The 16,329-nt window shown below is 37.6% G+C and carries 15 protein-coding genes; 6 read left to right on the top strand and 9 right to left on the bottom strand.

Annotation, left to right across the window (positions count from 1 at the left end; translation table 11 throughout):
* Nucleotides 1-89 precede the first annotated feature (89 nt).
* Nucleotides 90-1,058 (bottom strand): outer membrane protein assembly factor BamD, encoded by a 969-nt coding sequence (locus VH441_RS03175; protein WP_434354042.1) that lies wholly within the window; start codon nt 1,056-1,058, stop codon nt 90-92.
* Nucleotides 1,059-1,236: 178 nt separating this feature from the next.
* On the opposite strand from VH441_RS03175, the gene VH441_RS03170 reads away from it, so the two are divergent.
* From VH441_RS03170 to VH441_RS03160, 3 genes are all read left to right on the top strand, one after another.
* A complete protein-coding gene (locus VH441_RS03170; RefSeq protein WP_434354041.1) occupies nt 1,237-2,238 on the top strand; it encodes an RluA family pseudouridine synthase in 1,002 nt (333 codons plus the stop codon).
* Nucleotides 2,239-2,327: 89 nt separating this feature from the next.
* A complete protein-coding gene (locus VH441_RS03165; RefSeq protein ID WP_434354040.1) occupies nt 2,328-3,185 on the top strand; it encodes a polyphenol oxidase family protein in 858 nt (285 codons plus the stop codon).
* A 129-nt stretch (nt 3,186-3,314) separates the two neighbouring features.
* Nucleotides 3,315-3,911: a flavodoxin family protein gene (locus VH441_RS03160; protein ID WP_434354039.1), complete on the top strand. Its 597-nt coding sequence runs from the start codon at nt 3,315-3,317 to the stop codon at nt 3,909-3,911.
* 88 nt (nt 3,912-3,999) lie between these two features.
* On the opposite strand, the gene xseB is transcribed toward VH441_RS03160, so the two are convergent.
* Together xseB and xseA are read right to left on the bottom strand one after the other, a co-directional pair.
* Nucleotides 4,000-4,236, bottom strand: a complete 237-nt coding sequence (gene xseB, locus VH441_RS03155) for an exodeoxyribonuclease VII small subunit (RefSeq protein WP_434354038.1) — start codon at nt 4,234-4,236, stop codon at nt 4,000-4,002.
* A gap of 25 nt (nt 4,237-4,261) precedes the next feature.
* Nucleotides 4,262-5,800, bottom strand: coding sequence for an exodeoxyribonuclease VII large subunit (gene xseA / locus VH441_RS03150; RefSeq protein WP_434354037.1), 1,539 nt, complete (start codon nt 5,798-5,800; stop codon nt 4,262-4,264).
* A 130-nt stretch (nt 5,801-5,930) separates the two neighbouring features.
* On the opposite strand from xseA, the gene VH441_RS03145 reads away from it, so the two are divergent.
* Nucleotides 5,931-6,548, top strand: a complete 618-nt coding sequence (locus tag VH441_RS03145; protein ID WP_434354036.1) for a 4'-phosphopantetheinyl transferase superfamily protein — start codon at nt 5,931-5,933, stop codon at nt 6,546-6,548.
* A gap of 88 nt (nt 6,549-6,636) precedes the next feature.
* Here the strand turns inward: VH441_RS03145 and VH441_RS03140 are convergent, their stop codons facing one another.
* The 6 genes from VH441_RS03140 to tolQ all read right to left on the bottom strand — a co-directional run bounded on the left by VH441_RS03140 (nt 6,637) and on the right by tolQ (nt 13,937).
* Nucleotides 6,637-8,934, bottom strand: coding sequence for an NADP-dependent malic enzyme (locus VH441_RS03140; RefSeq protein WP_434354035.1), 2,298 nt, complete (start codon nt 8,932-8,934; stop codon nt 6,637-6,639).
* A 135-nt stretch (nt 8,935-9,069) separates the two neighbouring features.
* Entirely contained in the window at nt 9,070-10,281 is a 1,212-nt protein-coding gene (locus VH441_RS03135) for an acyl-CoA desaturase (protein ID WP_434354034.1), read from the bottom strand.
* A 222-nt stretch (nt 10,282-10,503) separates the two neighbouring features.
* On the bottom strand, nt 10,504-11,796 hold the full coding sequence (locus tag VH441_RS03130) for a translocation protein TolB (protein WP_434354033.1): 1,293 nt from the start codon (nt 11,794-11,796) through the stop codon (nt 10,504-10,506).
* A 24-nt stretch (nt 11,797-11,820) separates the two neighbouring features.
* Complete coding sequence (locus VH441_RS03125) at nt 11,821-12,660, bottom strand: cell envelope integrity protein TolA (RefSeq protein WP_434354032.1); 840 nt, start codon at nt 12,658-12,660, stop codon at nt 11,821-11,823.
* 27 nt (nt 12,661-12,687) lie between these two features.
* Nucleotides 12,688-13,143, bottom strand: coding sequence for a protein TolR (gene tolR / locus VH441_RS03120; RefSeq protein ID WP_434354031.1), 456 nt, complete (start codon nt 13,141-13,143; stop codon nt 12,688-12,690).
* A gap of 77 nt (nt 13,144-13,220) precedes the next feature.
* Nucleotides 13,221-13,937 (bottom strand): protein TolQ, encoded by a 717-nt coding sequence (tolQ, locus tag VH441_RS03115; RefSeq protein WP_434354030.1) that lies wholly within the window; start codon nt 13,935-13,937, stop codon nt 13,221-13,223.
* Nucleotides 13,938-14,241: 304 nt separating this feature from the next.
* On the opposite strand from tolQ, the gene VH441_RS03110 reads away from it, so the two are divergent.
* Both VH441_RS03110 and VH441_RS03105 read left to right on the top strand, forming a co-directional pair.
* Complete coding sequence (locus VH441_RS03110; RefSeq protein WP_434354029.1) at nt 14,242-15,537, top strand: NCS2 family permease; 1,296 nt, start codon at nt 14,242-14,244, stop codon at nt 15,535-15,537.
* Nucleotides 15,538-15,674: 137 nt separating this feature from the next.
* Entirely contained in the window at nt 15,675-16,328 is a 654-nt protein-coding gene (locus VH441_RS03105) for a YoaK family protein (RefSeq protein ID WP_434354028.1), read from the top strand.
* Nucleotide 16,329: the final 1 nt, after the last annotated feature.

Raw genomic sequence — 16,329 nt, 5'->3', positions numbered from 1 at the left:
AGTAAAGAAAAAATTAATATAAAAACAAATGAGTGTTATGCAAAAACACAACACTCATTATACATAATAAGCCGGTTAAGATTTAATGCTTAGTTTGCGTTTGCTGGCAAACGTAGCTGGGCAGCATTTTGGATAAGCTGTGTGCGTGTTTGACCATTGTAACGACCATTATAGTGTGTGTTGTTTATTTCTGAAGCACGACCAAGCTTACCAAAAGTTAAACGGTTTATTAAAGAGGCTTTAGTATTATTTAACTTAACGTCGCCATTACTATCTAGCCACTCAGGATAATTGATTTGTAATAGCGTTTTGTATTGGTTTGCTAAATCAGTTAAACCAAGTTTATCATTGCTATAAGCCAGCGTTGCAATCGCCTCTGGTACAGATTCACTACGTGGAAAGTACTGGAAAGTTGAATTTGCACGTTTTGCAGCAGCTAAATAAGCTTTACGCTTGATATACCAGCGAGCAACTTGCAGCTCTTGCTCAGCAAGGGTGTTATAGATGTAAGTCATATGTTGTGCGGCATCAGGAGCATACTTGCTATTTGGATACATGCTGACAAACTCAAGCAAGTTTTTAAACCCTAAGCGATAAGCAGCGGTATCTCTTTTGGCTGGGTTAGGCTTTACTAAGTTAAATTTTTTGGTTGTACTTTGCATGTGTGCAAGCCCACGTACATAATACGCATAATCAACTTGTGGATCTGCAGGATACAAAATGATAAATTCTTCTGCCGCAGTTGCAGCTTCAACATAGTCTTTTTTTGTATAGTGCACATACATTATGTCAAGCAAAGCTTTCGGGGCATATTGGCTTCTTGGATAAAAGTCACGAATACTTTTTAATGATTCAATGGCAGCATTAAAATTGCGATCATCAATATTTTTAAGTGCAGAGCTATAATACGCACTGGCAGGTTTTTCTGCCGAGGCAACAACCGTAGATTTTTTGCCACCCGTTAAGCTTTTAACGGTTTGGCAGCCTGTTAACCCCATTGTCATTGCAAGTAAAGTTGCTGAAGAAATCTTTAAATATTTATTTGTCTGTTTTTGCATTATGTACTCCAAAAAATATAACAAATCTTGCATAGTGTAGCATGACCAAACATTGATGGCGATGAGAAATGTTGACAATTGGTATTAGAATGCTACAGAAACCTGTATGCAATATACCTAACTTAGCCTATATAAGCTACAATATATAAAATTTTTGACAAAAAGTAGTTTTATTTTTATGAATGATAGCAATCGTCCCTCTGATAAGCATACTGAAATGAATCAAATTGAGTTAACGCACCAAACAACTGATAAACAAATCGGACACAGGCTAGATAAACTTGCAAGCCAAGTTTTTGAAGGTTTTTCGCGCGTACAATTACAAGATTGGATTAATGAGGGTAAGCTTACCATTAATGGAAAAGCCCAAAAACCAAAATATCGTGTCAAAATTGACGATGTTTTACAGTTATCTGCCACGCTAGAACAGCATGGGGCAGATTTGCCAGAAGACATTGATATTGAGGTTGTTTATGAAGATGATGATGTATTGGTAATAAATAAGCCGGTTGGTATGGTGGTGCACCCTGGTGCCGGTAATTGGACAGGCACATTAGTTAATGGATTGTTATTTCATTACCCTGAACAAAAACATTTGCCACGTGCAGGTTTGGTTCATCGGATTGATAAAGATACCTCTGGCTTATTAATTGTTGGTAAAAATAAAACAGCGCAATTAGAGCTAATGGAACAACTAAAAGATAAAAGTGTTTACAGACATTATAAATGTGTGGTTGCTGGCGATGCAGAAGACTTGCAAAGGCACAGATTAATTAATCAGCCTATTGGTAGGCACAAAACACAACGTACAAAAATGACCGTCATGCAAACAGGTGGTAAAGACGCAGTAACCCATTTGCTAGAAATAACCCCATTAAAACAAAACTATAGCTTAGTTTCTGTCGGGTTAGAAACAGGCAGAACGCATCAAATCCGTGTGCATTTAAGTAGTTTGGGTTATCCCTTAATAGGTGATGCGGTGTACGGTGGTCGACAACAATTAAGAGCGGGGCTGACGGATGAACAACGTGAGGCAATTAAAGCGTTTCCTCGTCAGGCATTGCATGCTTACGAATTGGGTTTTGTACACCCAACGACAGGAGAAGATATCAATGTTACAACAGACATACCTGAAGATATGGTAAGTTTGATAAATATGTTAAATGATGCCACACAGTAATTGTGTCGTAATTATATATTGTTATTCTGTAGTTAGTCATATATCAAGTTTAATGTTATTTTTTTAGCCCAGTTAAAATCGGACAGACAATGGATGCGTTAACAAACCATAGTAAAGTTTTATTTAAGCAAGATAATTTGCTTGTTTTGCAAACTTTTGCCTACGATAGCCTGTTACCTTTAGCGATGAACCAACCGCAAAAAGATAGTTTTGGCAGCTTTAACCTTGGTTTGCATGTAAATGATGAACCAAATAAAGTTTTAATTAATCGATGCAAGTTGATGGATATGATGAATACGTTTGTTAAAAATGATACATCAAATCAAAGATTTACTATCCAACAAATTCATTGGCTTTCGCAAGTGCATGGTAACCAAGTTTTACAGGTTAATCAAAAGACGCCACTGTGTTTAGAACCATGCAGTGCAGATGCCATAACAACGACCCAATCTGGGGTTGCCTTGGCAATTATGACAGCAGATTGCGTGCCAGTCATTTTGCATCAACAATCAACAGGTAAAATTGCGGCCATTCATGCAGGTTGGAAGGGCTTAGCCAATGGTATTATTGCCAAAACAGTTGCTGAATTTGCAGATAACAGGGGAGAAATAAGTGCGTGGATAGGTGCTTGTATTGGTGTTAAAAATTATGAAGTTAGTCAGGATGTTTTACATCAACTTGTAAACCAAAGCATGCAACACTTTAATTTTGGCATAACCTATGCGCAGTTAATCAACAAAATTAGCAAGCCTCATAACAATAAAGACAAGGCATGGTTAGATATTCAATTGTTAGCAAGGCTGCAATTACAAAGTTTGCAGTGTGTTGTTCATAATCAACATATTGACTGTAGTTATGATGGGTTGCAGTACTATTCATATAGAAGAAAAACGCACCTAAATCAGCCGAATACTGGCAGAATGGCAATGCTGGTTGTTAAAAAATGAGTTGAGTTTTTTTCAGTAATATCAATGCTCTTATCAAGGCGATTTTTAAAAAGGCTAACCATTTTGGGTTTGCTATTACCGCTTAATGTTGTTAATCTAACTTTTTAAATTTTGTAAAACATACTTTCTATGACAGAAAATAACCCAAATACTGAACTTGATGTAAACTCTGAACAACAATCAATCAATTCTCCGACCATTGCTGTTGTGTACCATAGCAATTATGGGCATACAAGGCGTGTTGCACATTCTATTGTCTCTGGTATTGTGCAAGAGGGTGTAATGGCTCGGGCAATTGATACTAACGAGCTGGATTGGGATTATATTGATAATGCAAATATGATTGTATTTGGCAGTGCGGTTTACTTGGGCAGTGTTACTGCTGAATTTAAACAGTTCATGGATTCTACTTCTAAACGCTGGTTTGAACGTGCTTGGGAAGGCAAATGGGCAGCTGCCTTTGCCAATTCTGGCGGTTTAAGTGGTGATAAGCTTTCTGTACTGCAACAAATTTGTTTATTTGCGATGCAACATGGCATGAACTGGACAGGGTTGCCATTGGTGCCTAAGGGTTATTCAGAAACGGATTTAAACCGTTTGTCCTCATTTTTAGGGTTAATGACACAATCAGACAATGCACCTCCAGAGCAAACGCCACCAGAGGGTGATATAAAAACCGCAGAATGGTTTGGTATGCATTTGGCACAAGTTGTATTAAAAGGCTAATATAATAATTAGCCTTTAGTGATGTGGATTTTACGATTCACTCATCATTAATTAGTTGTATTCATGAATGAGTGAGCATTGCAGCTGCTTATTTGGCATTATCTGCAAAAGTTTCATCCAATGCTTTTTTTACTGCGTCTATGCGCTCTTGGCATACCTTATAAGCAGCAATTGACTCTTCAACCGTGGTCATTAAATTATCAATATCTGGCTCATCTTGCTGTTGTAACATCGCTGCGTTGGCTTTAAGCATATCATAAGCGGATTTAAAGTTTTTTGGCGTCGCTCTTTTACGGCGGCGTGTTGTCGTATTGCTATTACTCATATTGTTCTCCTTAAATGGGGGTTTATTAATCTTCGGTTTTCGTGTTAACTGTGGTGTTAGTAATGGTTGCATTTGCAATGCCATCTTTCAGTTGGATGTCAACTTTTGAGCTGATATCGAGTTCATCAACCGATGTCACTACATTATGTGTGTTATGGTTGGTAATAATCGCAAACCCTCGGTTAACCACTTTAATTGGGTGCTGTATCAAAATAAACTCACGCAAGTGTGTTATGCTTTTTTGTGCCAACTCAAGCTGTTGAAACGCTTGATAGCTGACTTGTGCTAACAATTTTTGTGTATCTTTTTGGGCATATTGCAAAGCTTGTAAATGATATTTTTTAATGGTATCCATCAATTGACGATTTTGTGCATCTGCATTTTGTAGTTGTAGTGCAGAAAGTCTACGCAAATTTTGATAGTAATGTTTGGCACTTTGCTCAGTATTCGATAGCTGTTTTTGGCTGGTTAATTTAATGTTAGCCATTAACAGTTTATTTTGGTTTTCTGCCTGTTGTAATTGGCGATGGCTGATACTTTTAATATCGTCCATTAATTGTTCAGCTTTGTGTGTGATTGAATACAAATGGCCGGCAATACCCCCAATGACCTTAGAAGGTGTATCAAAACTGGTATGGGCAACCTCATCCAAAATCGTTTTATCACGCTCGTGACCAATGCCAACCCACACAGGGATGGGTTGCTCTGCAACAAGCGCTGCTAACTCATAATCGTTTAAATAGGCTAAGTCACCCACAGCACCGCCACCACGGATGATTACTAATAAATCAGGCAATGAGTGGTGGGTTTGTTCAAACTTATTAATCCCTTTTATAATAGCAAGTCGCATTTCATTTGGTGCATTATTGCCCTGAAAAGTTGCATTATGGTAGTGAAAATAACATGCGCCATTGTTAGCAAGCTTATCTGCTTCGGCTTTAAAGTCGCCTAAACCAGCAGCATTTTCTGGTGCAATAACAATCACATTTTTTATATCAAAAGGGTGGGGGATTTGTTTATTTGCATTGATTAGCCCTTCGCCTGTTAGGCGCTCAACGATTGCTGCATATTGGCGTGCTAAGTCACCTAAGGTATAACTTGGGTCGATATCAACAATGTTGAGTGAAAACCCATATTGTGGGTGCATATTTGCACACACTTTAATCAGCACTGTGATATCACGGGTCAATTCACTGCCGGTTGTTTGTGCAAACTTTTTTAATATGCGTGCGGCTTTAAATTTCCATAGTGTGCCTCTACAGCTTGCTATTACTTTGCCATTGTCATCTTTTTCTGCCAACTCAAAATAATAATGCCCGCTTTTGCTAGATAGGTTTCTAATTTCTGCCTTTACCCAAACATGGTGGTCAAAAGCATGACTGACAACCATCTGTACCGCTTGTAGATAATCACTAAGCTTAAGTACCGTACTTTCTAAATCGTGTATTTGGTCAGAACTGGCTAACTCTTGTTCAAGGTTTGCTAATTGATGTGCATCGGTTGATTGTTGCGCTTGTTTGTTGAGGTACTTGGCATCAATGGCTGTTAATTTTGGTTTGGGCATTTTGTTTCTTGCTTTGAGTGAGTTTAATTGTTCTTTCTAATAGGCTAAAATACAGCTATTGTACGTAGCTGGCATGCAAAAATAAAGCATGATTGAAAGTTAAAAGTAAAAATAAAGAATTGTTAAATTAATGAGACTAAAAAAAATAAAATTTTTTCAGCTAAATCAGCACACTTGGCTTGCAAGTGCATTTGTAAATCAAATTATTAATGTAGAAGACAAAACGCAAATCCAAAAAAAAGCGGTGCGTTACCTGCTGGATGAGCTTGTTGAGCATTTATCACTTTGTAAAAAGCTAGATGAATCTAAATACCCATATCAATTAATTAGCACACAAAAATTTGTTTGCTTTACGCATTCTCACAACCAAGTAGCGGTAATTATTAGCAGCCAAAATGCAGGGGTGGATATAGAGCTTAAGGCAATACCGCAACGTGTTATTAATAGATACTATCATAAAGATGAAACTAGCTATTTGTCAGCCAAAACATTATTAGAACAAGAGACATTGAGTCGTTGGTTATGGCAGTATAAAGAATGTATGGTTAAAATTAAACAATGTACACTGGCACAAAGTTTGGGGATGAATAATCTTGATGTGTTAAAACAGATAGAACAAACATTAAATGCTAACAAAGGTACCAATTTACGTGCCATGATAATAAAAAGCAGTGATAAAACAGCTGGTAATGCACAAAATATTTGGATCAATAGGGAAAATAATATTCTTGCTATTTATCGTAGTTAGTCATTATTAGTACAGATTTTTTATAATAATAAGCCAGTTTAACTTTGGTTAAACTGGCTTAATTTTATTTTGATAGGGTAGTTAATACTTAATTGGTTGTATCTTGTGCTTGTGCAACTGCCAATGCTGTCATATTAACGATACGGCGTGCCGTAGAAGCCGTTGTTAAAATATGTGCTGGTTTGTCTGCGCCTAGTAAGATAGGACCAATCACCCCAGTGTTTGCTGATTTTTTAAGTAAATTAAATGAGATGTTCGCTACTTCCATATTTGGCATGATGAGTAGGTTAGCGGCCCCTTTTAAAGTACTAAATGGGAAGTAATGGTTACGAAGCTCTTGATCTAAAGCAATGTCAGCTTGCATTTCGCCATCAAATTCAAAATCTACATTCATCTCAGAAAGTAATTCATAAACACGGCGCATTTTACTAGAGCTCGCTCTATCAGAACTGCCAAAGTTAGAATGCGATATTAGGGCAACGCGTGGTGTAATACCAAATTGGCGCATTTCTTCTGCTGCCAATAGTGTCATTTCAGCTAGCTGTTCTGGTGATGGGTCAGCATGAATATGAGGATCTGCAATAAATACATTTTTGTCCTGCATCAATAAAGCAGACATCGCATAAAAGTCAGTGACACCTTCTTTTTTACCAATTACATTACGTAAGTAACGTAGGTGCAACCCATAAGAGCCGAAAGTACCACAAATCATACCATCTGCATCACCACGCTCTACTAACAATGAGCCGATAACCGTTGTCTTTCTTCGGGTATCACGACGTGCTAACTCTTGGCTCACACCGTGACGTTGGTTTTGCTCATAATAATGTTGCCAGTATTCGTCATAGCGAGGGTCGTTTACTAGGTCAACAATCTCATAGTCAACGCCTTCTTCAAGTCTTAAGCCCAAGCTTTCAATTTCTTCATGGATAACGGCAGGACGACCCACCAAAATTGGTTTGGCAAGTTTTTCATCAACAACAACTTGAACGGCACGTAGTACATTCGGGTTTTCGCCTTCTGAGTAGGCAATGCGCTTAGGTTCACTTTTTGCTTTTGCATAAATTGGCTTCATGACAAAAGCAGAGTTATAAATAAACTCTGAAAGTTGTTGGCGATAGTCATCAAAATCTGCAATAGGTAGCGTAGCAACACCAGAGTCCATGGCTGCTTTTGCAACAGCAGGAGCAATTTCTAAAATAAGATTAGATTCTAATGGTCCTGGAATCAGATACTCTTTACCAAAGCTTTTGGTTTGTGTGCTTAGATAAGTGGTAGCACTTGGAGCAGACTCGGTATGTGCTAGTGCAGCGATGGCTTTAACACAAGCAATTTTCATTTCTTCATTTACTGTCGTAGCACCGACATCTAATGCGCCACGGAAAATATATGGGAAACATAAAGCATTGTTAACTTGGTTAGGATAGTCAGAACGCCCTGTCGCCATGATAACGTCATCACGTACGGCATGTGCTTCTTCTGGCATAATTTCTGGCGTTGGGTTTGCAAGGGCAAAAATAATTGGGTCTTTTGCCATTGATTTAACCATGTCTTGACTAACAATGCCTGCCATTGATAGGCCAAGGAACATATCGGCATCAACCATTACCTTATCTAAGGTATTATCATTTGTATCTTGTGCAAAAAACTTTTTAGACTCATCTAAACTGTCAAAGTTTTCACGAGAAGTGGTAATAATGCCACGTGAATCACTAACAAAAATGTGTTCTTTTTTTGCACCTAAGGCAATGATAAGCTTTAGGCAAGAAATAGCAGCAGCACCAGCACCAGAACAAACAATTTTAATGTCTTCGATTTTTTTACCGTTTAATTGCAAGGCGTTTAATAAGCCAGCAGCTGCGATAATGGCTGTACCATGTTGATCGTCATGAAACACAGGGATGTTCATGCGTTCACGTAACTCTTGCTCGATTTTAAAGCATTCTGGTGCTTTAATATCTTCTAAGTTAATACCACCAAAAGTCGGCTCTAGTGCAGCAACGGCTTCAATAAACTTATCTGGATCGTTTTGAGCAACTTCAATATCAAAAACATCAATACCAGCAAACTTTTTAAACAGTACGCCTTTACCTTCCATAACTGGTTTTGATGCTAAAGGACCAATATTACCTAAACCCAGTACAGCTGTACCATTGGTAATTACGCCAACAAGATTATTGCGTGCGGTGTATTTAGCAGCAGCTTTTGGGTTTTTTTCAATTTCGATACAAGGCACGGCAACACCGGGTGAGTATGCTAAAGCCAAGTCGCGCTGGTTAGCAAGCTGTTTGGTAGGTGTTACAGAAATTTTACCAGGTACAGGATGCTCGTGGTAATGTAGTGCAGATTGCTCTAAATTCTTTTGGTTTTGTTCTTTACTGGTCATAATGATTCCGTTTTGCTCATTGATAGTTGAAAGAAAATTGTTAGCATAATAACATTATTCATGAATAATGCCTATCAATTAGCATATAAAAAAAGGCGCTTTATCAATAAAGCGCCTTGTTGGTAAAGTGTTTGTTTAAACGGAGATTTGCTTTAGCTGTCTTAAAGTCATGTCTAATGATTTGCCATGTTCCATAATTTTAGACTCAATAGACTGAAATTGGGCTCGCATGAGTTCATCTACTTCATTTAATCGTTCAGCAAACTCAGTTTTTTTCATTTCTACTACTTTGGCTTTGAGTGCTTGCCACTCGGCAATGGTTGCATTAAAAGAGTCATATTCAGCAGTGATTTTATCTTTAAATGCTTTAAAGTCTGCATGGATATTAAAACCTTGCATGCCGAGTTTTTCTAATCTGCTATTTACTTTTTTAAACTGCATTTGTACTTGTGCATGGCGTATGGTTGCTTCATCAACTTTACGTAAGTTTTTTGCCAAGCCAAGTTTTGAGCAGACTAAAATTAGCCACTTGGTTGGGTCGTATTGCCACCACTTAACGCCATTACGGTAATCATACTGAAAAAAGTGATGATAATTGTGGTAGCCCTCACCCCAAGTAAATATTGCTAAGATAAAATTATCTCGTGCTGTGTTGGTATCGGTATATGGGCGAGTACCAAACATGTGGCAAAGCGAGTTAATAAAAAATGTAAAGTGATGGGTTAATACTAAACGTAATAAACCAGCCAATACAAATACACCTAAAATATCACCAACTAACCAACCAAAACTTAATAATATGACGGTATTTGTAACAATAATCCAAGCGCCATAATGTTTGTGTTGATGGCGTAATAGCTTTTGTTTGGTTAAATCAGGGATGTTTTTAAAGTCATGCTGACCGCTGGGGTAGTTACGCAACATCCATCCAATATGGCTAAACCAAAAACCACGACGGGCAGAATAAGGGTCTTTGTATTCATCATCAACAAACCTATGATGACGGCGATGTCCAGAGCACCAGTCAAACACGCTACTTTCGACGGCTAATGTACCCCCAATGAGCAAAAAGTTTTGTATGATAGGGTGTGCTTTGTATGCTTTATGAGCAAATAAACGATGGTATCCAGCAGTAATACCCATTCCTGTCCAAGCCATCAGAAATGCAAATACTGCCCAAGTACCTAGCCCGACAGAATGTGTCCATAAATACCAAGGTACTAAAAATAACGCTAAAATAGGCGTGGCTATTAAAACAACAGCAGGTACTGTGTTGATAGGGGCTTGATTATATTGAGACTCAAGTTCGGGTTTTATATTTGGGTTTGATTTTTTTGCATCACTCATAGAGTAATCCTTGATTTTTTTAATTAAAATAACAAGTCGACATCAAAGTTAACAAACTCATGTATTGACATTTTTGCTAGCTTTAAAAAAACAAAAACGAGCAAATTAAAAAATGTCATTGACCATTAGCCTGTTATGCTGATTATAGCTTATCTTTTAAAAAATGTGAACAGATATACACTCAGTTTTTATTTGCAAAAAAACCATTTTTCTATCAATGATTTATTTGTTTTTTCTATGGCGATTGTTTGACCAAACAGGGCTTAAAACTTTGCCTTGAGTTGATATGCTATAACTTTTGCCACCCTCTAACGATTTAATGTTGATACTGCTGTTTGAACCATGTTTAACAGCATAAACAACCCGGCTGCTGTTAGGAGAAAAACTCGGTGCGCCATCAACCCCTGTATTACCTAAGTTTGAGATTATTTTACCATTTGTACGCATTATTACCGCGTTTGTACCACTTAAAAATGCAATTTTAGAGCCGTCTGGGCTATAACTTGGGTTAGATGCATAACCTGAAGAGGGCGAAACTTGTTGATCAGTACGGTTATTTAAATTAAAACGATAAACCCGTGGGTTGTTACTGCCGTTTCTATCAGAAACAAACACAAATGAATGACCATCTGGGCTATAACTTGGTTGTGCTTCATCACTTGGTCTGTTAGTAATTTGCTTTGGTTTTTGTTTGTTGTGGAATGGCGCAGATAGCTGATAAATATCGGCATTTGCATTGTTTGAATAAGAAAACAGCATTTTATTGCCGTTGGGAGAAAAAGATGGATTTAAATTTGTGCCATTAAAAGGTGTTACCAGTTTTGCGGTTTGACTATTTATATTCATCATATAAATAACAGGCTTGCTATCTTTATGTAGCTTTGCGTAAGCAATATCAACACCATTTGGGTGCCATGTTGGCGTAAAAATTGCCCCTGTCACTTGGTCGATAGTTTGCATGTTTTTGCCATCTGTATCCATGATTTTAAGTCGAGATACTTTATTCACACCTGTGCCAGTCTCCTCAATAAAGGCAATTTTTCCAGAAAAATCGCCTTGTTTACCTGTAATTAGCTGATAAATATTGTCGGCAATTTTATGGGCGGTTTGTCGTGTATTTGTTTGGTTAAGCATCTCGGTTTGTTGACCACCAATGCTGGTGCCCGATTGTGTGTTAATAACCTCATAATCAATACGATTGCCATTGGCACTGCCTACCACAGCATAGGGAATGTTGGCTTGTTGCCAAAGGTTTAGGTTGTTTAAAACATCCTGTTTTGTGGTTGCCCGAGCGGGTAAGTTTTTGTTTGTGGTTTTAAGTTTGGTAGCATTTAAGTCATCGGCAACGATGGTGGAAATTTGTTGATGACCTAAAAAAGGGACAAGTGCGATTTGTTCAGCCAACTCAGTAGATTTAATATATAAGGCATTGTCTTGAGCTTTTGCGATTTGCATGGTGCTGGTAAATAACAAAATTGAAGTTGCAATTGCCCTGTGAGTACGGTTAATCATCATATTTTATCCAATGTTAAATAAAAGTTATTTAATTCCATGTAGTGTCAATTCAATAATGGGGTAGGTGTTCGCATCATTTACATCAATTGGTAACGGCTCTGCACTATAAATAGCACTGTTTACTTTTTTAAAAAGTTCTTCATCCCCTTTAACGGCTTTTACGTTTTTAACGTTGCCGTTTTCGTATACTTCCACAAGGATTGTAATGCTTTTCCCGATTGCATTATTGGCGCTATCTTTATCTAAATAGCGTTGAATTTTTGCAGTTATCCGATTAAAGCTAGTGGTATTATCCGAGCTATTATTTTTTTCAGCAAGGCTAGGGGTTGTTGTTTTTAGATGTGTATCCTTGTTTTTTATTACGTTTTTATCTTTTTGAAGATTAGCAGTTTGCTGATTATTGTTTGTACTGATAACAACATCATCTTGTGGTTTATCATCTTTGCCTGCTTCAATAAAAAACTCCTCAAGTTGATCATCCGTGGGCGTTGCCTCAAAAGGCTCATCTATATTTGCTGACTTTTTTGTTATGCCGTTGTTGTCTGTATTTGCGTTAGCGGTTTGATCAGGCTGATTGCTTGCATAGTCAATATATTCTGGATCTTGTGGTTTATCTAATACAGGCGGGTTATTGGTATCAGTATCATTCGCCATTGGCTGGTTTTGTTTGAGGTTATTTTGCATGTTAGAGAGCTGTTCTGGCGTGACTAAAGCCGTTTCAACGCTAACATCTTTATGTTTGTTAGGAAATTTTTGCGTAAAAAAGATAAAAAACAAAATAATGGCATGTACTAAAACACTCAATACAATGGGTAAAGATAAGTGCTTTTTTTTATTGGCAAGACGAGGTTTGTTTGATTGCATGAGTTGCCTAGTCGTATCAGTGTGCTTTTATGGTTTATTAGGTTGTGGTGTGTTGCCTGTTAATAAGCCAACTTTTTGTACTCCAGCTTGTTGAATGTTAGCCATCAGCTCCATAATATCACCGTATTGATTGGTTTGATCTGCATTAACCATAACCTGGATGCCGTTTCCTTTAGTTTGTTCTGAGTTTTGGATTTGTTGTAAAGTGCCGATTAATTGGTCATTGGTTACCGCTAGGTTCTTTGTATCATAATTAATAAATAATTCACCATTTTTGGATAGACTCACAATAACAGGCATTTGTGTGCTGGTGTCTAAACTTTGTGTTTGCTCTTGAGGTAAATCAACATCCACACCTGTTTTCATCATTGGGGTGGCAACCATAAAAATAACTAACAATACCAACATGACATCAATATAGGGTACGACGTTCATATTAGCATTTAGTTGCTTTGGTCTTCGGCTGTAGGCACTTGGTTTCATGTTTAAAACTTTAACTTATTTTAAGTAATTAAGATGCTTGTCTATTTAAGTTCATTCGCTATAAGTTTTTTAGTAGCTTAATCTAATATAATGTCTTCATTTGAATTTTGGCTGGTATGATGTTTTTGGTAATGGCTGTCTTGCAAAAGAAGCCCTGTCAGTTCATCACAAAATAAAGTACGCTCGTCATACAGGTTGGCTGATTTAGCACTAAAGTGGTTATATGCTAAAACTGCTGGTATAGCAGCAAATAACCCCATGGCAGTGGCAATTAAAGCCTCAGCAATACCAGGCGCAACAGAAGCAATGTTTGCTTGCCCAGCCTGAGACAAACCTAAAAAAGCATTCATAATGCCCCACACAGTGCCTAACAAGCCGATATAAGGAGATACTGAACCAATACTTGCCAAAGCTGATAACCCTGACTCTAACGCTTGTTGCTGACGCCCCAAATTAACACGTAGGTTTTTTTCAACTGCTTCTATTAAATGGCTTTTGTCAGGCTTTGCGGGTAAAAATTGTTGATATTCGCTATAGCCATTAGCAAATATTGCTTCCAACCCTTGTCTGTTTCTTAACCCTTTAATACCATCATACAGTTCTTGGATGTCATCACCAGAATAAAACCAATCTAAAAATTGGTTGTCTCTATTTTTTGCAGCGTTTAGCTTTGCAGAGAATCTAAATATCAATACCCAAGCCAATATGGATGTAAAAAATAAAATACCCATAATAACTTGCACAAGCAAACTTGCACTGCTGATTAGTTCAATAATATTGAGTGACTCTGGCATGATGAATCCAAAAATTATTTTAATTAAATAAATAGTTTCTATAATAAAAAAAATAGATAACTATTTAAATAGGTTAAAGGTTATTTATTGCAACGTGTTTATTTGCAACAATTTACAAAAAATTAATAAGTTAGCACTACGCAGTCAAAACCCACACGTTGAATTGTTACTTAATTTTAACTAAAATATAGCGTCTTGTAATGTACCAGTTTATGTTTTTTTGTGATTAAGCTTTATCATGAATGCGTATTTTGGGTATGAAACTTACATCAGCGCATGCCAAGCATGCAGGATTTGTTTATTTATGAATGCAATTAAAAACTATTTTGGTATTAATGGTCAAAATACGACTATAAAAACAGAAATAATGGCTGGGGTGACTACCTTTTTAACCATGGCTTACATTATTTTTGTTAACCCAAATATTTTATCAGAAGCTGGTATGGATAGTGGCGCAGTATTTGTTGCTACCTGCTTGGCAGCGGCTGTTGGCTGCTTTATTATGGGTATTTTTGCTAAATTGCCAGTGGCATTAGCACCCGGCATGGGGTTAAATGCCTTTTTTACGTATGGTGTTGTCCTTGGTATGGGGCATAGTTGGCAAACAGCCCTGGGTGCCGTATTTTTATCTGGCTGTTTATTTATTTTATTGAGCCTGTTTAAAGTGCGCCAATGGATTATTGATGCGATTCCTAACACTTTAAAGCATGGTATTGTTGCTGGTATTGGTGCATTTTTAGGGTTTATTGCGTTACAGAGTTCGGGCATTATTGTCGATAATCCTGCAACTTTGGTATCTTTGGGTGATATGACCAGCTTTCCTGCTGTGATGGCAACTTTAGGCTTTATTGTAACCATTGGGTTGGTGCATTTGCGTGTGCCTGGTGCGGTTACAATTGGTATTTTAGGCATTACGTTAATCAGTCTACTAACAGGCAATAGTCAGTTTGGCGGTGTTGTTTCTATGCCACCATCGATTGCGCCAACTTTAATGCAGTTGGATATTGCTGGGGCACTTGATGTGGGCATGATTAGCGTTATCTTTGCGTTTTTATTTGTTGATTTGTTTGATACAACCGGTAGTTTGGTTGGTATTACTAAAAAAGCAGGGTTAATGGATAACAATGGTCAAGTACCTAATATGGGCAGAGCGTTACTGGCAGATTCTACCGCGACAGTAACGGGTGCCATACTTGGAACATCCTCAACAACCAGTTATATTGAAAGTGCCTCAGGCGTTGCTTCAGGTGGTCGTACAGGCTTAATGGCAGTTACCGTTGGTGTCCTGTTTTTATTGGCATTATTTTTTGCACCTTTAGCAGGTATGATACCTGCCTATGCAACAGCAGGGGCGATTTTTTATGTTTCTGTATTAATGTTATTTACATTACAGGATGTCGACTGGAATGATTTAACAGAAGCTGCACCCGTTGCGGTTGTTTTACTGTTTACGCCATTAACTTATTCTATTGCCGATGGCATTACTTTAGGTTTTATTACTTACACGGCTGCAAAAGCGGTAACAGGCAAGTTTAACCAAATTAGCATTGCTGTTTGGGTGTTAACGGCAGTTTTATTATTAAAACTTGTTGCGATGTAAGCAAACAATTAAGATAAGTTTTATATAAAGTTAAGGTAAGTATTGATAGCCGAGTAATAAATTTATTGCTCGGTTTTATTTTACGGTTAAGTGCAATGTTGTTGGATGACATAGCAAACCTTAAAAGGTAAAAAAATATGATAACTAAAATACCTAAATGGCTACTTGCTGGGGGTGCCATATTAGCGTTAAGTGCTGGATGTGTTAATGTGGTCGCACTGATGGGCTTTACCAAACTATCGGTGTCTCATGTTACCGGCAATGTGAGTATGTTTTCAGTTGCACTGGCGCAAGCAGATTTTAAAACATTGGCATTTATTTGTGCCTCCTTGTTGGCTTTTTTATTTGGTGCCATTGTAAGTGGTTTTATTATTGGGCAAAAATCTTTAAAGCTTGGTAGAAGATACGGACGAGCCCTGTTTTTAGAAGCTGGGCTATTGTTACTCAGTTCTTTTTTATTTAATCATCATGATTATTTTGGGCAATTAGCCGCTGCCATGGCATGTGGGCTACAAAATGCCATGATTGCAACCTATAGTGGTGCTGTGATACGAACAACCCATCTAACAGGATTAACCTCTGATATGGGGGCGGCGATAGGCAATTGGTTAGCGGGTAGAGAAATTAGTAAACTCACTTTGGGTTTTCAGGCAATTATTTGGTATAGCTTTTGTGGCGGCGGGGTGATAGGGGCATTATTGTATTTAAATATTGGCTATATGGCACTACTTTTACCTGCCTTTATCGTATTAATTGCTGCCGTTTGTTATAACTGGCTATCAGCTAAGTAAA

This window comes from Psychrobacter sp. HD31 (assembly GCF_051097895.1).
GTDB lineage: Bacteria > Pseudomonadota > Gammaproteobacteria > Pseudomonadales > Moraxellaceae > Psychrobacter.
This window is presented reverse-complemented; position numbering and strand designations above follow the sequence as displayed.